Origin of the sequence: Wolbachia endosymbiont of Diaphorina citri, from assembly GCF_013096535.2 — a bacterium.
GTDB lineage: Bacteria > Pseudomonadota > Alphaproteobacteria > Rickettsiales > Anaplasmataceae > Wolbachia.
In genome coordinates this window covers 854,364-874,233 of sequence record NZ_CP051265.2, presented here as the reverse complement: position 1 = coordinate 874,233, position 19,870 = coordinate 854,364, and the positions used below count along the sequence as shown (strand labels likewise).

Here is a 19,870-nt window from a genome sequence, read left to right as displayed (position 1 = left end):
ATGTTCAAGTAGAGATTGATGGATAAGAAGTTAACTAAAAATAAAAAATCATTGACGAATGAGAAGAATAAAAAAACATCTCTTGTTAAAGATTTTGCCAAAAATAAGAGTAGAAGAGATTTTATCACATTAACTACGTGTGCCATGGCAGGTATAGGAGCTGCAAGCGGTTTTTGGCCATTGGTTAAGTCTATGAATCCTTCTGCTGAGGTTTTAGCAATGTCTACGGTTGAGGTTAATCTATCTGACATTCAAGAAGGACAAGGAAAAAAAGTAAAATGGCAAGGTAAGCCAGTATTTATCCGCAAGCGCACAAAACAAGAGATTGAGGCTGCAAGAGCCATAAATGCAGAAAATTTGAGAGATCCTGAATCAGATGAAAAAAGAGTATACAAAGGGAAAGATGAATGGTTAATTATGATTGGAATATGCACTCATCTTGGATGTGTACCAGTTGATCACGCTACAAAAGACGGCAACGGTTGGTTCTGCCCTTGTCACGGTTCATATTATGACACATCAGGCCGAGTAATTGGCGGTCCTGCACCAAAAAACATGGCTATACCTGACTACTTTTTTCCAAGTGAAAATATTGTAGTAATTGGCAAGAAGGCTTAACGGATTTTCATAATTAAAGTAACGAAAGTATATTGTATTTTAAGAAGCACACTGGTTTCATGGGCAAAGCTCTTGAGGTCTATCAAGCTAATTTTATACTATGCACATATTCGGGTGATAATTAAGAAACTTGCCTGCCAAATCTTCAGAGTTGACAGCTAAATTTAAAACTTGTTCCTTTGCGTCAGAAAAATTCTGACTAACTTGCTTAAAGTTATTTTCTAACTCTTCGAGGATGGAGCTGAAATTAAAAAAACTTTTCTGCATTTTATCAAGATTTTGAGTTATATAGCTTAATACATAAAGATAGAGACAAGAGGGGAAGAGATATGGTAAAGCAAGAAAAAGCTGAAAGTGAGGTTCTGGTTAGAAGTGTTAAACGACCTAAAAGAGAGAGAGGAATAGAGGATATTCTGATTGCATGTGTTAAAAAGTTTTCCTGCAGCTATAAATAGCTAAAGCAGAAATGTATTGTACATCAGATAAGAAATTCACTGAAGTAGCAAAAACTTTCATGAATGATTAAAAAAAATATATCGTGCTTCAAGTAAAGAAATCGCTGAAAATTATTTGCTTGAGCTGATGGGTAAAAAATATCCTTTGGTCATAAAATCGTGGCAAAACAATTGGAAAAATTTGTCTAGTATTCAGGGCCAGTTAGGCGGCTCCACTAATTCTATCGAGGAAGAAAATTTGCTAAAACCAAAGGTTCATTTACCAGCTTGTACAAGTTGGTATATTGTGCTATAAAAAGACAGAGCAAAAATGGACTACAGCTTTGCCTTTTAACTATCTCTCAGCTCAATATTTTCTTTCCTAATAGATTAAAAATTGAGTTGAACTAAAAATCCGGTTTGAACACTCCCAAAAAGTAGCGTGCCACCCTTTCGATAGTAATTTTCACATCAAAATGCTCTTCAAATGTATCAATTCATTTCTTTCCCTTCTTCACTCACTCGTTCAGAACTTGGATTCTTCACTTCAGGACTTGGCTTCATTTGTTTAACTTTCTCATTAACTTTTTCTCTTACCTTCTCTATGTCATTATCACCAATGGCCATAATTGCAGGTTGAAATTCACTCATAAAACCTACAAGTTTCTCCCTATCTTCCTCATGAGTACTGATGCCCTTTTCCAGAAGTTTGTTCATATTCTGTTTTGAAAATTCTTTAATTTCTCTATCCTTTACTAACTCTTGTATAGCAGATCGCTGCCCTTCATTTTGAAGCATTTCTATTATTTGTACTTTATTCTTAAGGATTGTTCTTTCTTCGTCATTAGCTTTAAGAACCTGTTTTCTCAAATTGCTTATTAACTTTCCAAAATTATTCTCTCTTGCTTGAATTGTAGGGAATTTATCGATAAAATCTTTCACAAAACTTTTCACTGCTTTCCCTACTGCAATCGCACCTTCTTTTATCTCACCTCTATGCTGATATATAGCATAACCGATAGCAGCTATAGCAACTAGTGCTACAAACCCTACGAATGCTGCTACACCAACAATTAATGCACCGGTCACTCCTCCTACTGTTAATAAACCTGCTAGTGCACCTGTTAGTGTTGTCACTGCTGCTCCACTTATCAATCCTTGAGCTAACAGTTGATTGCCTAAAGTTTCAAGCTCTTTCTCCATGCCTTTTACTTTATTTACTTGTTCAAGAAGTGTTTTTAATTGATTATCGTCTTTCTCAAGATGCTCCTTTACAATATCTATTGTGCTCTTCAAAAGATCTGGATTTTGCATCAGCAATTGAAACACATGTTTGATGGTTGATTCATTAAAAATTTCACCGCTTTTTACAAATTCATTTGCTTGTAATAGAGTCTTGAATGCTTGCAACAAATCTTTTTTTCCACTAATATATCTTACTACATCTTCAATTAACACATCCAAATTGGTTGGATGTGTTGTACCACCTTGTACCATATTTAACTCGCATCAATTATAAATATGCCTAATTATATATACTAATTATTAATTATATTATAATTAACATAAAATAATTACTCCTTTCCAAATATGGAATTTGTATTACAATACCTAGATTATATGAAATCAAGGTATTTTATGGGTGAGAAAAAATTAAGAGCCGCTGTGGTTTTATCAGGATGCGGCCACCTCGACGGCACAGAAGTGAGAGAAGCGGTCTTAACTCTGCTTGTGCTTGATCAGCAGGAAGTTGAAGTCACATGTTTTGCTCCTAACATTGATATTACACAAGTTATGAATCACAAAACAAAAGAAGCAGTAAAAGAAAAAAGGAATGTACTTGTAGAAGCAGCAAGAGTTGCAAGAGGTGAGATAAATGATTTAAGAGAAGCTAAAGCTGAAAATTTTGACATGCTAGTCGTACCTGGTGGATATGGAGTTGCAAAAAATTTATCTGACTTGGCTGAAAATAAAACAGTAATGCCTGAGTTTGAAAGATTAGTCTCAGAGTTCTTTGTTGCAAAAAAGCCAATAGGAACTATATGTATATCTCCAGCCATTATTGTTTTAATTTTAAGTAGCAAGATAGGTAAAGAAGAAAGTAAGATTAAGGTAACTATAGGAGACGACAAAGACCAGTTGATAGAGAAGCTCGGCGGCGAACATATAACATGCGATACAAAGCTATCAATAGAAGACGAAAAGCATAATATATTTTCCTGCTCTGCTTATATGCGTAGTGATGAAAGTACACACTCTGTATATCAAGGAATAAAACACATGATTGACAGTATGGTGAAAAAAATTAATAAAAAAACCAAACAACCATTTCTCTAAAGTGTAGTTTCTTATACAATTAATTATGTTATACTTTCAGTTGCATTATTGTTGTAGCCAAAGTAATCTGTAATTGCTTATTAACGCTAAGCTATATTTAGTATGTAAGTTTAGTTCTTTTTTTTATAGATATAAATATGTCAGACCTTTTTTATATTGAAAGTGAGTGTTGTGTAGATGGTCAGTGTGATACTTATGCAGGAGAAGTGAGTATTAATGATGTCATGTTGGGCAAGTTTAGTCTAAATTCATACAGTGGGAAAAAAGCTATAATAAATCTAGACATCGCTACATTCGATATCCATATTGCCATGGATGACCAAAATGGAAGGACAATAACAAGAGACCTCAAGGGTCCTGAATTTGTAATTAAAGATGACGGTTCCTGGTATATTAATAAGAATCTTGGTAATGATAAATTTGAAATTATAGTAAAGCAGTCATGATATGAAACATAGTGAGCGGAGCTTACTTTTTAGCAATGTTTGCATACTTACTTAAAAAATGGAGATTATCTTAGCTGAACCACGCGGTTTCTGTGCAGGGGTTAAAAGAGCTGTAGACATATTAGCAATCACTTTAGAGAAATACAAAAATGAACGCCAAGTTTATGTACTACACGAAATCGTTCATAATAAGTATATAGTAGAGGACTTCAAGAAACAAGGAGTGGTTTTTGTAAGCAGCATAGAAGACATTAAAGACAATAGAGGGATATTGATCTTTAGCGCACATGGAGTGTCGAAAAGTATAGAGGATGAGGCAAAAAGAAAGGGTGTTCAAGTGATTGATGCAACATGTCCATTAGTTAGCAAAGTACATAAAGAGGCAAAAAGGTATGAGGATAGTGGTAAAGAATTAATTCTAATTGGACATGAAAATCATCCAGAAGTTAAAGGAATTATGGGAAGAGTAAGTAATCCTATATCTCTAGTGCAAACTATGCAAGACGTATACAATTTACAAATCAAAGATCCAGATAATTTATCTTATGTAACACAAACCACGTTAAGTATTGACGATACCAAAGAAATTATTGCTACACTGAAGCTCAGATTTCCAAGCATTACAGGCCCCGACTTAAAAGATATATGCTATGCAACACAAAATAGGCAGAACGCTGTTAAAAAATTGGCTAAAATTACAGACGTAGTGTTAATTGTAGGAAGCAAAAACAGTTCAAATTCAAACCGTTTATTAGACCTGTGTATTTCCAGAGGAAAAAGAGCCTATTTGATTGATAATTATAAATGTATGAACAAAAATTGGTTGCAGGGCGCAGAAAAAATAGGAATTACTGCAGGTGCTTCTGCTCCTGATATATTAGTTGATGAGCTAGTAAATTACTTAAAAATAAATATGAATACAAAAGTTTCAGTCATGCCAGATGGATTCACTGAAAATGTTCAGTTCAAGTATACTAAATGGTAATGTGCAACAACGTGCGTCAAATCAAGTCTTTAGCTCAATTCAATTTTCAGTCTGTTGGAGAATAAAATATCAAGCTGAGATATAATTAATCCTCGTTTGTCAGGTTAAGTTGTGTCTAGCACAAATATAAAAAACCTTCATCATACAAAAGGGTTAATATTACTACTAATTTTATCAAAAACTTATAATATAAGTAATATTGTCATCTAATGTTTAATGAATTTCAATAAATTACCTTTTTAATTCTAGATGAGTATACACTTTGTTAATATGTTTGGGTCAAAACCCAAAAGTAAGTTTATGCTTTCTATAGGAAAAGAAGGCACAATGTTACTATATTTTAAAAATGATACTTTAAATAAAAGATATTTTGCTAAGGACAAAAATAATAAAGTTGTTTCTGATTTAATTTCATGTCTCTCATCAGATAAAAAAGCACCCTTATATCTGGTTCTCAATCACACTGATCAGAACTATTTGCTACAGTCTATCCCAAGAGTAAATAGGATTAGTGCTTATCTATCAGCAAAAACAAAAGTAGAGCATTTTGCTCATAATAACGATATAAATTCTATTCTCTTGGTCGAAAAGCCGAATAAATTTAATCAAAACTGGTGGTATCTATTTGTTTCATCAAAAGCAAATCATTTAATAGAATATTGGTTGGACGTGTTTGTTGAAATAGGCTCTAACTTTAAAGGAATATTAATGTTTCCTATAGAACTAGTCAGTATAGCAAAAAAGATTCTACACAAAGATCCTAGTAACTGGAAAATTATAGTTGCTGCAACTAAAACAGGTGGCTATAGACAAGTGGTTCTTAAAGAGAACAAAATGATATTTACACGTTTAATACCATTTACTGATGATAATTTACCAGGAATCATTGCTGGTGAAATATATCAAGAAGTGAAAAATACAATTCAATCTTTAACTAAGTTTGGATTTGAAAAAAATGACCCTATCGACCTTTGCATCATAGTATCAGAAGCTATTAAATCTAGTTTATCAGTTATAAATTTTTCAGAGAATAGTGTGAACATATTGACTCCATATGAGCTAGGTAAACTATTGGTAGCAGAATTAGCTATAAGCGAAAAAGATAGCTTTTGTGATACCATAATTTTGTTCCATAGCTTTAAGAATAAGCCAACAGATGTTTTTAATACAAAAGAAACTAAAGAATTTTATCTATTCAATTACCTTTATTTAAACTCTCCTCGGATTTTTCTATACCTCCTTTTGACTTTAATTGTAATTAACACCTTTTGTTTGCGGAATTTGTATTCGAATTTTAATATTGCTGATAATTTATCTGCAAAGCGGAGTGCTTTAAATAACAAACTAATAAAACTTAGCCAAAGCTATAATGTAAAAAAGATAGATGAAGTTTACGATTTTATTAATATCAATAATATTTTATCAAAAATAGAGTACTCTCCTCTCACACAAGTTAAGTATGTAGAAAAGCTAAAAGTACCAGATGTAGAGCTTCAATTATTTGAGTGGAATTATAATGAGGCAAAAAGTTATATTACCACAACTTTAAGGTTTAATTTTCAATCTGGTAAAGACATTTCTTATCAATATGAGAAACTACAGAAAAATTTAAACGATAATTTCCGTACTCATGATATTAGTATTTCTAGCTTACCTACTACTAAAGAGAAAAATCTATCTATTGATGTTGAAATAGGAGAGGCAATGTAGATTGATGACTATCTCTCAACTAAAAAGAAAAGCTACAATTCAGTGCATATATTACTTATTGTTATCTATTGTATTAATAGGGTTATCAACGTGTTTTATTATCTATAACAAAAAGGTTTATAATAAAAATCAAACTGCAGCTGAGGAAATACGCTCTATTAATTTACAGATCATTGAAATTCAAAATAAAGAAGTCGTTCTAAATAAAAACCTAGATTTATGGAAAAGAATTTCTTCTTCAAACTTACATAGTAGCAGATACATTACAAATTTAAATTTTGAGCTTAACAAGCTATATAAAAAACACTACATGTTAGAACCTGAAATATCAATTTCTATACCTGAAGAAGCTGAACTCCACAATAAAAGTGAACATACAAAAGTAATAAGAAGTGAAGTGGTTCTAAGTTTAAGCTCAATTAGCGATAAGCATATTTTTTTATTTCTACAGTCTATTCCAAATCTTCCTGGTTATGTTATGATCAGATCTCTTACCTTGAATAAGCAGAGAAATATAGATGCTAAAGTTATAAACCAGATTTTAAGTGGTAATATGATAGAGATAGTGAGAGCTAGTATAGTTTTTGATTGGTATACCATATTAAGTAGATGAATATAAAGTTGTTTTTTATTTTTACGCTGCTATTTTTTAATTTTAGTGCATATTGCAATTGCGAAGATCTTGTAGAAAATATAGGGATTTGTAAAAAATATTCTTGCCAACAGCATATTAGTAATGAAGATTTTATTGAGCATAAAATATTAGGGTTAAATAGTGAAAATTTATGTGTATATATAGAAAGACAAGGCAATGATGAAATGGTCTGTCATCATTCTAATGATGGAATGATTATAGAAAAGAAGTACTTAAAAAGTATTTTAAAAGTTGGAAATCAAGAAATAAATGACTTCATTGATATAGCAAATTTGCGTGCGAAGGAGTGTTTTTTTATCAACAATTATTATATAGATCGAGACGATATAATAAAAGAGGCAGCAGAGAGTACTTTATCGCAATATGGTAGCATAAAAAGCATTTTTTTTGATGAAGAGCAGGTTAATAGAATAGTTAGTGAGATGGAAAAGTTTAACTTACAGTCTTCAGGAGTTACAGAGGAAGAAAATTTCAATTGTAAAGTAGTCAGTTTAGATTCAATTTTATACTTTTCCCCCGATACATGGAAAATATGGGTAAATGGAAAGTTGTTTATAAATACTAAGGATTTAAAAGTGCACTCAGTAACTGAAAATTATGTAACTTTTTCATGGGCTGTAAACCAAAAGATAACAAAAGAACGGATAAGCAATTCTAAAAATGTACATTTTGGACATGGAGGTATTATGTTTACGCTTTATCCAGAACAAAAATTTGATTTAGATAGTTTATCTATTAAATAATCTAATACATCTGCGCTTGTAGCTCAGTTGGATAGAGCGTTGCCCTCCGGAGGCAAAGGTCGTGGGTTCGAATCCCTCCAAGCGCGTTTTTAATTAAATTTGACAATAATACTCTCACGTAAGATAATAAAGGGATTTATTTTAAAGCATAATTATGTCTAGTGGTACTATAAATAAAGTCATATTAGTTGGTAATTTAGGAAAAGATCCTGAAATTAGGACTACACAAAATGGAAAAGAGATGGCAAGTTTTTCGATAGCCACATCTGAAAGTTGGACTGACAAATTTTCTGGTACGCGCTCTGAAAAGACAGAATGGCATAATATTGTAATTTTTAGTGAAGGATTAGTAAAAATTGTTAAGGATTTTGCGCGCAAAGGTAGTAAAGTTTACGTTGAAGGTTCTCTGAGAACTAGAAAATGGACTGACCAAAATGGTAGCGAAAGGCATACGACAGAGGTGGTGCTGTATAACTTTAATAGTGCCCTTACCCTTTTAGATTCACGAAACAGTATGTCAAACTCTGATTACAAGCCAAGTGAATACAAACAAAATGAAACAGAACAAAAAGATAAACACGGAAGTTTTGACAACGATATAAAAGACGAACTAATCGATGATGAAATACCATTTTAATAACTTCAATTGAAATCTACATTTTTATGGACTGCTTGTGTTACTCCTTTTAATTGCAGTGGAGATAGTATAGATTACCAAAGCTTGCAGCGTTTACTAACAATGCAAGCTGAAGCTGAAAATGGTGTAGTGTTGCTAGGTAGCACAGGTGAAAGCTTATCACTTACTGATTCTGAAAAGCGCACATTAGTTGAATTTGTATGTGAGCTAAAATTAAATACGAAAATTATAATTGGTGTACCAGGAGTGAATCTATATCAGACTCTTGAATGGCTTGATTTTTGCAAGGGTATGCCTATTCATGGCTATCTAATGACAACTCCCATTTATGCAAAGCCTGGAATCATGGGGCAAACTTTATGGTTTGAAAAGCTGCTTGAAAAAGCACATGTGCCAGCCATGCTTTACAATATTCCATCAAGAGCAGGAGTGAGTCTTCACGCTGAAACTGTACGCAACTTATCCAGCCACGAAAAATTTTGGGCTATCAAAGATTCAAGTGGCACCGTTGATACTTTAACTCAGTATAAGAAAGTTGCACCAAATATTGAGGTGTTTTGTGGGGACGATAATATGATATTTGATATGGCTGCTAAGGGTGCGGCTGGTCTGGTTTCTGTTGCTGCCAATGTTTGGCCAAGTGTAGTACATGAATATGTTAAGCAATGCATGAGCGGCAAGAACCCTCAAGCAGACAGTTGGCAACAAGCTTGCAAAGCTCTATTTACTGCCAGCAATCCAATACCTACTAAAGCACTTTTGCATGACATTGGGCTCATAGAACACAAAACTGTCCGCCTACCACTCAGCACAGAAGATTTGCCTTCTATTGAAACATTGAGGCAAGCTAATAAAATGATTCTTGGATGGGAAAATCAACTAGCTATGCAGGATTAGGAATTAAGCTGATAATTCAATTATACTTAACACAAAAAAATGGGCTAAATCCTCTTCAAAAACTTCTATCTATCGTCTCTTAAAATACTCTCCTGCACACATCCCCATCAACAATTTTCACATCACTATCAACTGAGCTACCTGGCTGTTTATTTCCTTCTGGAAAAAAGCACTCAATTGCTTTATCAATTAAGAAACTTAAAGAAATATAAGGAATCATACTCACTACAAAAGTTAAAGCACCTATAGCTGCTGGTGATGTAAAACCAAGAGCAACTAGTCCTGCTCCAACTCCAAAAGAAACACCAATACTACTGATAGTATGTGCATAATTTTTAATTTTATATTCAGCGCTGTTGCTATATTCTCTCAAAATTTGTTCATGTTCTTTGGACATGCCTTCTTGTATATCGTTGAGATTTGTAGTTTTTGAGAAAAAACAAGCCTTGATTAAGCCTACTAATGACATTGCAGAACCAATGATTCCACCTGCAATGAGAGGTGGCAAGTTAACATAACTTAGAGCTAAACCTGCAAGAGACCCGGTAACAGCTGCCATTCCTAGTATTAGTGGTACTGCTACTACTCTTATTAATATTACTAATCCTAGTTCCAGTTTTGATTCAATTTTCTTTTCTAGGTTACTTTTTGCTTGCATTGCCTCTTTTAACTGTTCTCTTGTATAGCTCATAGTATGTACTCTTACTTAAAATTAATAATATAATACTAGCATTTTTAGTTTATATAGTCAATGTATTAAGTAATTTTAATTGACTTTCAGCACACTTTAGCCTTATATGTATGGTCCCAGAGTGTAATGGTATATAAAATATGAGAACAAAATGCCATTAAAGGAGAACTTATGATTACTGGATATATCAGAACAACAGAGACAATTCATAAAGCAATGTAAACTTTCTAAGTACTATAACCTCAACTCTAAAACTATTGTAAAACAGAAAAAAGCATTCATTTAAAAGAAAAATAACAGCTCCATATACTATTGAAGTTATAATACTTAAATGTTAGATGTGACATCAAATCTAATTTGAAATATAACTTATTTACTCAGCTTCTTTTGAAACTACTGTGAACATAATATCTATAGATAAAACATCGCATTACCACGCCACTAACGAGTAGCAGAATGACAAGTTTTTCAAACTAGTCCGGTAAAATCTCAGTCAGTTCAGCTATATGCTTTTAACTTTCCCAAAAAGAGAATTAACCATATGAAATTCTTGTTGATATGACTTAATGAATAATTATTTTAGGTTACTAAGTTATTTAAGAAACTTTGATAATATTTAGCCCACTTACTTTTCTATTTTCCATGTCACGATGAGCCTCTATTATTTCATCAAATTTATATTTTTTATTAATTCGTACAATTAAAAGTTTTTTTCTTATCATTTCAAAAATTTCCATTGCAGTAAGCACTAACGTAAGTCTATTGTGCTTGTAGTGATATATCGAAGTTCCAGCTGCAAATAACGAACGCGAACTAAGTAAAGAGAAATTAATAGGAGCATTACCTGATATCTGCCCATAGGAAACATATATGCCAAACTTACCTAAAGATTCAAAAGAGAGCTTGCTTGTAGCGTAACCTATAGGGTCATACACCGCACCTACTCCTCTATTTTTCGTAATCTCCATGATTTTAGAAACGAAGTCTTTATCATTGTAGTTTATTGCGTATGTGCAGCCACTTTGTAAAGCTATCTTCATTTTTTCGTCAGAGCTTATAGAACCTATCACTACACCTTTTTTATCCTTTGCCCATTGGCATATTATTTGCCCCAAACCACCATTAGCTCCATGAACTAGTACAAAAGCACCAGGCCTGATTCTATAAGATTGATTAACTAAATAGTGAGCTGTCATACCTTTAAACAATACTGCAGCAGCAACTTCATCAGGTATATCATTCGGAATTTTTATCAAATATTTCTGGTGTACAATGCGCTTTTCACAATATGCCCCTGGAGGAGCTGTGCAATATCCAACTCTATCTCCAACCTTAAGTCCATCACTAATTTTTTTACCAAGCTTTTCAACAACTCCTACTGCCTCTACTCCAAGTACTGATGGCAGATCTTTAATTTTGCGTGTACCTTTTCTGTATTCTAAATCATAACGATTTAAGCCGATAGTTGTATGACGTATTAAGACTTCCTCATCTTTTGGCTCACCTATGCTCTTATCTACAAATTCTAATACTTCTGGCCCCCCAGTTTTTTTAATTTGTATAGCTCTAACCATGATAAATGTAAGACAAAAACTTTAATTATGTTATCTAGCAATTAATATTTTGCAAAATGTTATTTAGAGTTTATACACTACATAAGCGTATTGTTAATAGTTTTGAGGCACAAATTATGACAAACAGAGAAACTTGGCTTTATGGTGTTTTATTCAATGTGTTGTGTGAAGTGGATGAAGATGACGATTTAGATACCAATAATAAAAATAAAAGAAAGGTTAAAATGTAAAATGCAAAAATCAGATAAAAAAGGAGACTATTGTAAATATTTATATACTTCTTGGGAAAAAAAGGATTTGATATTAATCACAGATTTGACTTGAAAGATTATGATGGCTTTCCAATAGATAGTCTTTTTTCCATCGCCATTAACTATAAACCGTACACTTTAACAAATCTAGCGCAAGTTTTAATAAAAGCAGGGGCTAACGTACAAAATGAGAAAGGATATTTACATGCCTGCGCTTTGGCTCGTTCTCCAGAAGTGTTAAAGGCTCTCATAAAAGCGGGAGTGAATGATAGCCCAGATGAAAACTACAATGGAAACACTGCTTTAGAGTGTGTTGCTGAATTATATTGTAAGGATAAGTCAATTGAACGCAAAAATTGCTGTGAGATTCTAATTAAGCATACATTAGAAAAAAATCCCAACATAGAAATACCAGATTCTATAAAAAATAATAAGGAGTTGGCTCAATGTTGGAATGCTTGTGAAGCAAATAATGAAGGATGGGAATTAGCAACAACGAACACTGAAACACAAGTAGTCAGTGTGCAAAAAGCAAATAAGAGCTCCTGCTCAATTCAATAGACCTGTTGCATAACTATTATTTTAATCACAATAGGAAAAGGTTTGTTATTTAAGCTTAAAAAACGTATACGATAGTGTTATTTCACTTAAATCTTTTGTACTATTGTCACGCATTATCTCAGGATCTATGTAAAAGGACACTGGCATAGCTGCTTTTTGTTTTGGCTGCAAAATTTGTTCTTCAAAGCAGAAGCATGCAACTTTATTGAAATACTTACCTGCTTTAAAAGGTGTGACATTATACACTGCCATTCCAAGCGAAGGCTGATCAGATAAATTTTCTGCATAATAAAACACTAAACTTTGTTGCCCTATATTCGTATCAATGTAGTTAGTTTCTGATTTAAAATTCCAAGGCAGACCGGACATTACATCAGCATTGAAGTAAATCCTGATTTTTTGGTCAGTTGCATTTATTGTTGTATTAGTTGCTTTTCTCGTTGTGCCACCATATCCAGTAGCTTTGCAAAAGATGCTATACAATGGCACCGAAGCATACGCAAGACACAGCATCAATACCACTAAAGATATTAGAAAGAAAGCTATAGAACCCTTACTATCCCTCCTTACAAAGGGGAACACCTAATCCCTATTATTAAATAAGTTAAGTAACCTAAGTAAATTGAGGAATATGTTAATAAAGTCAAAATAAAGGTTAGTTGCACCAAGTACTGCCAGCTTAGTAGTTGCAACCTCTGAGCCATCATTATACCTATAATAAACATCTTTAATTCTCTGAGCATCGTATGCGGTCATTAAAGTAAATACTATCACTGATACAAATGATATTGCAAAATAGAGAGGACTGCTTCCAAGAAACAGATTAACTATAGATGCAATGATTAACCCCCAGATTCCCATAATCAAAAAAGAACCCATGCTGGTAAGATCTTTTTTTGTAGTATTACCATATAAAGCCATAGAACCAAACATGATCGATGTAATGAAAAATGCTCTCGCTATATTTTCTGCAGTATAAATTATAAAAATATGAGATAAAGAAATTCCCATTAAAACTGAGAATAGAAAAAATACAGTAAGTGTTGACTGAGCACTTAGGTGTTGAAGCCTAAAAGACATATAAAACACCAATGCAACTGGGGATAGCATTACCACAAGCGATAGAACAGGATTGGAATAAATCACCTGGAAAAGACCAGAAAACACTGTTAAAAACGCAACAAGCCCTGTAACACCTAAAGCTAAAGCCATATAATTGTATACTTTAGTTAGGTAACTCCTGAGTCCAGCACTATAATAAACGCCCTGAGAGCGAATATCCTGTTCGTTTTTCATATAAGACATATGTAACTCCTTATTATCTCTTAATGATATATTATAATACAATACAGCGTTTTTATCAAGTATAAAATGACATACTACAATTGAATGGTGTGGTATGCAATTAGAGAATTTCTTCCATAACTATAAGCAAATCGGTTTTCAGCAGCATTTAACTATTATAACAACCTCTGGCAATAGAAATTACTTTCACCATTCCCTCTATCATGATTTAAGGGGAATGGTGAAAGTAGTTTTTGCATTTACTAAAGCATTCTTCTTATAGATACTATACCAACAATCCACTATTTTTTCTATGTCTCGCGGTTTAACCTCCGGACCTATACTGATTCTAATTGAACATTCTGCTTGCTCTTTTGTTGCTCCCATTGCAAGCAAAACATGAGAAGGCCCAACTTTTCCAGAAGAACATGCAGAACCATTGCTGACTGCAATATTATTTAAGTCAAAGCACATGAGCTGCAGATCATTCTTCACTCTCGGCATATAAATGAAACTTGTATTTGGCAATCTTTTAGAATTTCTGCCAAAGATCTTGATATCACTGACAAGACTTAATAACCCATACTCCAATTGATCACGCAGCTTCTCTACTTCATCCATCTTTGATAGAAGATCTGGAATGTTTTGCAATGCAGCAGAAAGACCTACTATTGCAATAATGTTTTCTGTACCACCACGCAATCCTTTTTCTTGCCCACCACCTATTATAGTAGGTTCTATTACAAGCTTTTTGTCAAAAATTAAAACTCCACTACCTGCTATACCACCAAATTTGTGAGCAGATAAAGTAAGTAAATCCACTCCTAAATCTTCCATATTTAATTCGATTTTCCCAACACTTTGAGCAGCGTCAGTGTGACAGATTGCCCCGAATTTATGTGCCATTTTAGCTATTTCCTTAACAGGCTGGATAACTCCAGTTTCGTTATTAGCCATCATCACTGAAATTATTACTTTATTCCCTTCAAGTTCGCTTAGAATTTTTTCTAGCTCTAAAAAGTCAACAATACCCTCTTGATTAACGGGTATTATATGTGGATTATATGCAGAATTAAGAATTGAAGGATGCTCTGTAGCTGAAATTACATGCAGATAGCCTTTCATTCCTCTCATGACGAGGTTATTTGCTTCAGTTGCACCAGACGTAAAAACTATTTCTTTATCATCTGGAATGCTAAGAGCATCACGTACGTTATCTCTTACCTCTTTAAGAATCTTCCTCGCTTCTTGTCCTCTTTTATGCAGCGATGATGGATTTAGTGTTTGTTTCGACAAAATCTCAAGTATACTTTTTTTTACATTTTTACTCACTGGAGCAGTTGCATTATAATCAGCATACACGCAACTACTTTCTTCCAGAGAGAATAAACTCACAGGCTTATTTGTCACTTACCATCAACCAATTATGTATGTTAACTTTAACACGATAAAAATTTATTGCAAAAACAGGGAAATTAATACATAATTAATAAACAATTTACATTATCAACACCTGTCAAAACAGGTTTTTATTAGGAGTTATCATGGTAGAAGTCTTTTTAAATAATTCAACAAAAAAGATAGAAGGTAGATACCATCAAAGCAAAGATACCAATGCACCAGTTGTGCTAATTTTACATCATCACCCTCAATATGGTGGTAGTATGGATAGTAAGATTATACATACTATATATGAATCTTTTATCGATAATAACTTTTCTGCATTGACAATTAATTTTCGTGGTGTCGGAAAATCTACCGGAACTTTTGATAAGGGTATAGGAGAATTAACTGATGCTGCAGTAGCTATTGATTGGCTTCAGGAGCATAACTCTAACAATGTTCCAATTTGGATAGTTGGTTTTTCTTTTGGAGCATGGGTAGCTATGCAATTGACAATGCGCCGTCCAGAGATAGTAAGTTTTGTTGCCCTTTCTCTTCCAGCAACTAAGTACGATTTCTCTTTTCTCTCTCCTTGCCCAGTTCCTGGACTTATAATACAAAGTAATAATGATACAATTTCAGAAGAAAGCGATGTAACAGAATTAGCACAAAGGTTAATAAATTCGGTAAAAAATAACCATATGGAATACCATATAGTAGACGATACTAACCACTTTTTAAGGGATAAAGAAAAGGAAGTAGCTCAAATTATAGATAATTATATAAAACTACGCTTAAACAGTGCAGTCACTTCCTCCAAAAAAGTTAAAAAAGAGATAAGAGTAAAAGAATATGCCTAACTTTACAAATGAGAGAAATGAACGTATTAATATAAATAAAAAAAGTCTTGTTATGTTTAGGCAATTATTATTTCTCGTTTTAGCGATGTTTATGCTTTCAGGATGCTTCCTAAGTAAACAGCGTAAGTTAAAGAGTCCGTGTATAAAAAGCAATGAAAGTATTTCGTGCGAATTATACTCCGTTAATGATCATTGGTTAAATAAGTACAAGTTATAGGTAGCTTTGTATTGTATTGCTTCTTCCATTTACAACTTTACTAATGATCGGTTTTTTAACTGAAAAATGTGATCTGCTTTTTCTGCAAGGATATAGTTGTGTGTTACTATAAGCATAGAGCTGTTATTTTCCTTTACATATGAATGTAACAGCAAAAATACATTCAAAGAATTTGTTGGGTCTAAATTTCCCGTTGGCTCATCTGCAAGTAAAAGCTTTGGAGAGTTTACAATGCTTCTTGCAATTGCAACCCTCTGCCTTTCTCCACCAGAAATTTCAGATACCATACTACTTGCTTTATTTTCCAGACCAAATTTTTCCAATATTGCTTGCGATTTTTTTTTTGCTTCAGCTTTGCTTTTTCCTGCAATGAGCTGAGGAAGCATAACGTTTTCCAACACTGATAACTCTTGTAATAAATAGTGAAATTGATAAACAAAGCTAAGAAAATTTCTTCTTACATGAGTTTTATGCTTATTACTGGCTTGTGTGCAATTTATTCCATCTATCGTCACTATACCTAAATTTGGCTCATCCAATAGACCTGCAATTTGCAATATAGTTGTTTTTCCTGATCCTGAACTGCCGATCAATGCAACTACTTGCCCTCTTGTAATCTTCAGGTTGATATCTTTTACAATGGCAGGACTTTTTTTGAAGCTCTTACTCACAGAAGCTAGCTCTAGTGCTACATCACTGTCCATATTATAAAAAGATCCAGGAGGGAGAATTAGACCGAGAAACTGTTACCACAACCACATCGAGACTTAGCGAGAGCATTCTTGATTTGAAAACCAGAACCACTTAGATCTTCAGTATAATCTATAGTTGAGTTATTTAAAAATTTCGCTGAACAATTATCAACCATTAATACAGGGTTTCCATTCTCATCATTAATTACTATATCTTTACCTTTTTCACTAAAACTGGAGTGGCTTCTATAATCCTCGCTATCTTCGTCATCGTCAAAATCATCGTCTTCATCATCGTCAAAATCGTCATCCAAAGACATCTTCTTATTTATTTGATCCATAAGAAAATTATACTTGAAGCCAGAGCATCCACCACCTGAAACTGCAACCCGCAAAATAGAACTCTCATCTCCTTCCTGTTCTACAAGGGAGTGGATTTTCCTTAATGCATTGTCAGTTAAGCTAATATTGTAATCTGTTGACATAACAACCACCGTTCATTATTGATAACTTATTATAGTAGAAATTTTACATGTCAAACAATAATTTTCTATTAAGTTACGCGTGCTTTCCAAATAAAACAAAAGGAAGAAAATTTAAAGAGCCAGAAGATGAAAATCGCAGCTGCTTTCAGCGTGATAGGGACCGAATTATTCACTCTAATGCGTTTAGGAAACTAGGATACAAAACACAAGTTTTTATCAATTATGAGCATGATTACTATCGTACTCGGCTAACTCATAGCCTTGAAGTTGCACAAATTGCAAGATCCATCGCACGCAGGCTCAGATTAGATGAGGACATCACTGAATGCATAGCGCTTGCACATGACCTTGGTCATCCTCCATTTGGTCACACAGGTGAGAATGCTCTAGTTCAAATTGATAACGAGAAGTATAAGTTTGATCATAACGTTCAAGCTATAAGGATTTTAACTTATCTTGAACAAAAACATGCTGACTTTAATGGCATGAATCTAAGTTGGGAAGTGATTGAAGGTGTTGCAAAACATAACGGTCCCTTGCTTGGTCAAAACGCGGAGTCTTCTACAAATAATCAGCTGTTATTAAAATATAATGAAAAATATGATCTAAAACTTGAGGAATTTTCAAGCATTGAAGCACAAGTTGCTTCAATTGCCGATGATATTGCTTACAGTGTTCACGATCTTGATGATGCACTCAGGGCAAATTTAGTAACCATCGAAGATTTGCTCGATGTTCCTTTAATTGGCAAAATGTTCAAAGAAGTAAAAAGCGAATATTCAGAATTGGCCCAAAGTAAACTCATACATGAATCACTGAGTAAAACTATAGGGATTATGATAAATGATGTCGTTTTTCAGACTGAAAAAAATATTAAAGACTACAAAATAAAAAGCGTAGAAGATGTAAGAGGTCTAAATACAATGCTAGTCACATTTTCACCAGAAGTTGCAAATGCCACAAAAGAGATGAAAAAATTTAACATGGAAAAAATATACAGAAGCTATAAATTGAATAGAACAATGAACAAAGCAAAACGTATAGTACAGGAGCTTTTTCAATGCTTTTATGAAAACCCAGGGTTATTACCTATAGAGTGGAACAAGCTTGCTTGTGAATCTCAGCGTTCAGTAATAATATGTGATTATATCTCAGGTATGACAGATAGATTTGCCATACATGAGCACAGAAGAATTTTTGATACCTCATACGAAATGACTTCTTTCTAATGACCGATGATTATTTCATGTCGATCGCATTAAAACTTGCAGAAAAAAGTCTTGGAAGTGTTGCACCAAATCCCGCTGTTGGATGTATCATTGTAAAAAACGGTATGGTGATCGGTGAAGGCTACACAGGAATCGGTGGACGTCCACATGCAGAAGTAGTTGCTTTGCAAAATGCTAAAGATTTAACTCATGGTGCAACTATGTACGTCACTCTTGAACCATGCTGCCACTTTGGAGTTACAGAACCTTGCACTACAGAAATCATAAAATCAGGAATAAGAAAGGTAGTGATTGCAGCAATTGACCCAGATAATAGAGTTTTAGGCAGAGGCATAAAAGCCTTAGTAGATGGAGGAATTGAAGTTGAGCAAGGGATTATGCAAAAAGAGGCAGAAGTATTGAATGTCGGTTTTTTCACCACTAAAGAATTTCATAGACCATTTATAGCTTGCAAAATCGCAACAACTCTTGATGGAAAAATCGCAACATTTACAGGCGATAGCAAATGGATAACAAGTGAAAATACGAGAAATTGGGTATATGAGCTCAGAGCAAAATATGATGCAATTATGATTGGCAGCAATACCCTTGTTAGTGACGATCCACTCTTAACTTGCAGATTACCAAGACTCAAAGACAGGTCGCCAATAAGGCTAATTATCGATAGCCAAGGGAGATTGAAGGAAGAGCATAATATTGCAAAAACTGCAGACAAAGTAATAACTTGGGTAATCACAAATAAGGAAGTAGAGAGAAAAATAAAAGACATTAATTATTTGATAGTTAATACACCTCCTGTCATCCCAGTGTCCAGACCAGAAAACTTCAAGCAATTGCATAATGAAAACTGGTCACGCGCTGGAATGACATCGGAACCTGATGTTATTGGCAAAGTCTGCTTAAAGGACATGGCATCAAAACTTGTTTCAGAAATTGGTATAACAAGGTTATTAGTTGAAGGTGGAGGAATATTAATTACAGAGCTACTGAAGTATAATTTAATCGACAGGCTGATAATCTGCCGTAGTGGTAAAATTTTAGGTAACGATGCAACTCCTTTTGTAGGGAATTTAGGAATTCAATCCATCAACAACTGTTACCAATTTAAAAAAGTAGAGATAATAGAGTTCAGTGAGGATGTGGTTGAGTTGTGGGATAGAGTATAGTAGTTTTATATTCTT

21 protein-coding genes, 1 tRNA gene and 1 pseudogene are annotated in these 19,870 nt (G+C 33.5%); 15 read left to right on the top strand and 8 right to left on the bottom strand.

Annotation, left to right across the window (positions count from 1 at the left end; translation table 11 throughout):
* Positions 1-18: 18 nt before the first annotated feature.
* Both petA and HGO49_RS03945 read left to right on the top strand, forming a co-directional pair.
* The gene (gene petA / locus HGO49_RS03950; RefSeq protein WP_017531918.1) at positions 19-618 is read left to right on the top strand and encodes a ubiquinol-cytochrome c reductase iron-sulfur subunit; all 600 of its coding nucleotides are present in this window, start codon (positions 19-21) and stop codon (positions 616-618) included.
* Positions 619-978: 360 nt separating this feature from the next.
* Positions 979-1,463 (top strand): annotated as a pseudogene (locus HGO49_RS03945) (transposase); the annotation flags it as partial.
* Positions 1,464-1,544: 81 nt separating this feature from the next.
* Here the strand turns inward: HGO49_RS03945 and HGO49_RS03940 are convergent.
* Complete coding sequence (locus tag HGO49_RS03940) at positions 1,545-2,549, bottom strand: glycine zipper family protein (RefSeq protein WP_017531920.1); 1,005 nt, start codon at positions 2,547-2,549, stop codon at positions 1,545-1,547.
* A 141-nt stretch (positions 2,550-2,690) separates the two neighbouring features.
* On the opposite strand from HGO49_RS03940, the gene elbB reads away from it, so the two are divergent.
* The 9 genes from elbB (at position 2,691) to dapA (ending at position 9,462) form a co-directional block, all read left to right on the top strand.
* Entirely contained in the window at positions 2,691-3,389 is a 699-nt protein-coding gene (elbB, locus tag HGO49_RS03935) for an isoprenoid biosynthesis glyoxalase ElbB (protein ID WP_017531921.1), read from the top strand.
* 137 nt (positions 3,390-3,526) lie between these two features.
* Entirely contained in the window at positions 3,527-3,835 is a 309-nt protein-coding gene (locus HGO49_RS03930; RefSeq protein WP_015588049.1) for a hypothetical protein, read from the top strand.
* A 58-nt stretch (positions 3,836-3,893) separates the two neighbouring features.
* Positions 3,894-4,820 (top strand): 4-hydroxy-3-methylbut-2-enyl diphosphate reductase, encoded by a 927-nt coding sequence (gene ispH, locus HGO49_RS03925; protein WP_015588050.1) that lies wholly within the window; start codon positions 3,894-3,896, stop codon positions 4,818-4,820.
* A 270-nt stretch (positions 4,821-5,090) separates the two neighbouring features.
* Positions 5,091-6,530, top strand: a complete 1,440-nt coding sequence (locus tag HGO49_RS03920) for a hypothetical protein (RefSeq protein WP_017531922.1) — start codon at positions 5,091-5,093, stop codon at positions 6,528-6,530.
* Positions 6,531-6,534: 4 nt separating this feature from the next.
* Positions 6,535-7,143: a hypothetical protein gene (locus HGO49_RS03915; RefSeq protein WP_017531923.1), complete on the top strand. Its 609-nt coding sequence runs from the start codon at positions 6,535-6,537 to the stop codon at positions 7,141-7,143.
* A complete protein-coding gene (locus HGO49_RS03910; RefSeq protein WP_010407002.1) occupies positions 7,140-7,928 on the top strand; it encodes a hypothetical protein in 789 nt (262 codons plus the stop codon). The genes HGO49_RS03915 and HGO49_RS03910 overlap by 4 nt, the downstream gene beginning before the upstream one ends.
* Positions 7,929-7,940: 12 nt before the next feature.
* Positions 7,941-8,014 (top strand) — tRNA-Arg (locus tag HGO49_RS03905).
* Positions 8,015-8,082: 68 nt separating this feature from the next.
* Positions 8,083-8,565: a single-stranded DNA-binding protein gene (ssb, locus tag HGO49_RS03900; RefSeq protein WP_017531924.1), complete on the top strand. Its 483-nt coding sequence runs from the start codon at positions 8,083-8,085 to the stop codon at positions 8,563-8,565.
* 9 nt (positions 8,566-8,574) lie between these two features.
* Positions 8,575-9,462, top strand: coding sequence for a 4-hydroxy-tetrahydrodipicolinate synthase (gene dapA, locus HGO49_RS03895; RefSeq protein WP_026092622.1), 888 nt, complete (start codon positions 8,575-8,577; stop codon positions 9,460-9,462).
* A gap of 79 nt (positions 9,463-9,541) precedes the next feature.
* On the opposite strand, the gene HGO49_RS03890 is transcribed toward dapA, so the two are convergent.
* Together HGO49_RS03890 and HGO49_RS03885 are read right to left on the bottom strand one after the other, a co-directional pair.
* Positions 9,542-10,153, bottom strand: a complete 612-nt coding sequence (locus HGO49_RS03890; RefSeq protein ID WP_017531926.1) for an AI-2E family transporter — start codon at positions 10,151-10,153, stop codon at positions 9,542-9,544.
* Between the two features lie 596 nt (positions 10,154-10,749).
* On the bottom strand, positions 10,750-11,727 hold the full coding sequence (locus HGO49_RS03885; protein ID WP_017531927.1) for a quinone oxidoreductase family protein: 978 nt from the start codon (positions 11,725-11,727) through the stop codon (positions 10,750-10,752).
* Positions 11,728-12,008: 281 nt separating this feature from the next.
* Here HGO49_RS03885 and HGO49_RS03880 point away from each other — a divergent pair, with 281 nt between their 5' ends.
* Positions 12,009-12,539, top strand: coding sequence for an ankyrin repeat domain-containing protein (locus HGO49_RS03880; protein ID WP_017531929.1), 531 nt, complete (start codon positions 12,009-12,011; stop codon positions 12,537-12,539).
* Positions 12,540-12,584: 45 nt separating this feature from the next.
* Here the strand turns inward: HGO49_RS03880 and HGO49_RS03875 are convergent, their stop codons facing one another.
* The 3 genes from HGO49_RS03875 to HGO49_RS03865 all read right to left on the bottom strand — a co-directional run bounded on the left by HGO49_RS03875 (position 12,585) and on the right by HGO49_RS03865 (position 15,233).
* A complete protein-coding gene (locus HGO49_RS03875; RefSeq protein WP_017531930.1) occupies positions 12,585-13,121 on the bottom strand; it encodes a cytochrome c oxidase assembly protein in 537 nt (178 codons plus the stop codon).
* On the bottom strand, positions 13,122-13,844 hold the full coding sequence (locus tag HGO49_RS03870; protein ID WP_017531931.1) for a Bax inhibitor-1/YccA family protein: 723 nt from the start codon (positions 13,842-13,844) through the stop codon (positions 13,122-13,124). It lies immediately after the preceding gene.
* Between the two features lie 201 nt (positions 13,845-14,045).
* On the bottom strand, positions 14,046-15,233 hold the full coding sequence (locus HGO49_RS03865) for a cysteine desulfurase family protein (protein WP_017531932.1): 1,188 nt from the start codon (positions 15,231-15,233) through the stop codon (positions 14,046-14,048).
* Between the two features lie 134 nt (positions 15,234-15,367).
* On the opposite strand from HGO49_RS03865, the gene HGO49_RS03860 reads away from it, so the two are divergent.
* Positions 15,368-16,066 (top strand): alpha/beta hydrolase, encoded by a 699-nt coding sequence (locus HGO49_RS03860; RefSeq protein WP_017531933.1) that lies wholly within the window; start codon positions 15,368-15,370, stop codon positions 16,064-16,066.
* Positions 16,067-16,312: 246 nt separating this feature from the next.
* On the opposite strand, the gene HGO49_RS03855 is transcribed toward HGO49_RS03860, so the two are convergent.
* Both HGO49_RS03855 and HGO49_RS03850 read right to left on the bottom strand, forming a co-directional pair.
* Positions 16,313-16,987, bottom strand: a complete 675-nt coding sequence (locus HGO49_RS03855; RefSeq protein ID WP_017531935.1) for an ABC transporter ATP-binding protein — start codon at positions 16,985-16,987, stop codon at positions 16,313-16,315.
* Positions 16,988-17,013: 26 nt separating this feature from the next.
* Complete coding sequence (locus tag HGO49_RS03850; RefSeq protein ID WP_007302232.1) at positions 17,014-17,460, bottom strand: HesB/IscA family protein; 447 nt, start codon at positions 17,458-17,460, stop codon at positions 17,014-17,016.
* Between the two features lie 47 nt (positions 17,461-17,507).
* On the opposite strand from HGO49_RS03850, the gene HGO49_RS03845 reads away from it, so the two are divergent.
* Both HGO49_RS03845 and ribD read left to right on the top strand, forming a co-directional pair.
* Positions 17,508-18,689, top strand: coding sequence for a deoxyguanosinetriphosphate triphosphohydrolase (locus tag HGO49_RS03845; protein ID WP_017531936.1), 1,182 nt, complete (start codon positions 17,508-17,510; stop codon positions 18,687-18,689).
* Entirely contained in the window at positions 18,689-19,855 is a 1,167-nt protein-coding gene (ribD, locus tag HGO49_RS03840; protein WP_017531937.1) for a bifunctional diaminohydroxyphosphoribosylaminopyrimidine deaminase/5-amino-6-(5-phosphoribosylamino)uracil reductase RibD, read from the top strand. The genes HGO49_RS03845 and ribD overlap by 1 nt, the downstream gene beginning before the upstream one ends.
* The last annotated feature ends 15 nt before the right edge of the window (positions 19,856-19,870 follow it).

Excerpts from the sequence above, each read along its gene's own strand:
- ssb (WP_017531924.1), top strand. The coding sequence starts at position 8,083 with ATGTCTAGTGGTACTATAAATAAAGTCATATTAGTTGGTAATTTAGGA.
- HGO49_RS03885 (WP_017531927.1), bottom strand. The coding sequence starts at position 11,727 with ATGGTTAGAGCTATACAAATTAAAAAAACTGGGGGGCCAGAAGTATTA.
- HGO49_RS03860 (WP_017531933.1), top strand. The coding sequence starts at position 15,368 with ATGGTAGAAGTCTTTTTAAATAATTCAACAAAAAAGATAGAAGGTAGA.
- elbB (WP_017531921.1), top strand. The coding sequence starts at position 2,691 with ATGGGTGAGAAAAAATTAAGAGCCGCTGTGGTTTTATCAGGATGCGGC.
- HGO49_RS03910 (WP_010407002.1), top strand. The coding sequence starts at position 7,140 with ATGAATATAAAGTTGTTTTTTATTTTTACGCTGCTATTTTTTAATTTT.
- HGO49_RS03915 (WP_017531923.1), top strand. The coding sequence starts at position 6,535 with ATGACTATCTCTCAACTAAAAAGAAAAGCTACAATTCAGTGCATATAT.
- HGO49_RS03930 (WP_015588049.1), top strand. The coding sequence starts at position 3,527 with ATGTCAGACCTTTTTTATATTGAAAGTGAGTGTTGTGTAGATGGTCAG.
- HGO49_RS03850 (WP_007302232.1), bottom strand. The coding sequence starts at position 17,460 with ATGTCAACAGATTACAATATTAGCTTAACTGACAATGCATTAAGGAAA.
- ribD (WP_017531937.1), top strand. The coding sequence starts at position 18,689 with ATGACCGATGATTATTTCATGTCGATCGCATTAAAACTTGCAGAAAAA.
- petA (WP_017531918.1), top strand. The coding sequence starts at position 19 with ATGGATAAGAAGTTAACTAAAAATAAAAAATCATTGACGAATGAGAAG.
- HGO49_RS03870 (WP_017531931.1), bottom strand. The coding sequence starts at position 13,844 with ATGTCTTATATGAAAAACGAACAGGATATTCGCTCTCAGGGCGTTTAT.
- HGO49_RS03845 (WP_017531936.1), top strand. The coding sequence starts at position 17,508 with ATGTCAAACAATAATTTTCTATTAAGTTACGCGTGCTTTCCAAATAAA.
- HGO49_RS03920 (WP_017531922.1), top strand. The coding sequence starts at position 5,091 with ATGTTTGGGTCAAAACCCAAAAGTAAGTTTATGCTTTCTATAGGAAAA.
- ispH (WP_015588050.1), top strand. The coding sequence starts at position 3,894 with ATGGAGATTATCTTAGCTGAACCACGCGGTTTCTGTGCAGGGGTTAAA.
- HGO49_RS03855 (WP_017531935.1), bottom strand. The coding sequence starts at position 16,987 with ATGGACAGTGATGTAGCACTAGAGCTAGCTTCTGTGAGTAAGAGCTTC.
- HGO49_RS03940 (WP_017531920.1), bottom strand. The coding sequence starts at position 2,549 with ATGGTACAAGGTGGTACAACACATCCAACCAATTTGGATGTGTTAATT.
- HGO49_RS03890 (WP_017531926.1), bottom strand. The coding sequence starts at position 10,153 with ATGAGCTATACAAGAGAACAGTTAAAAGAGGCAATGCAAGCAAAAAGT.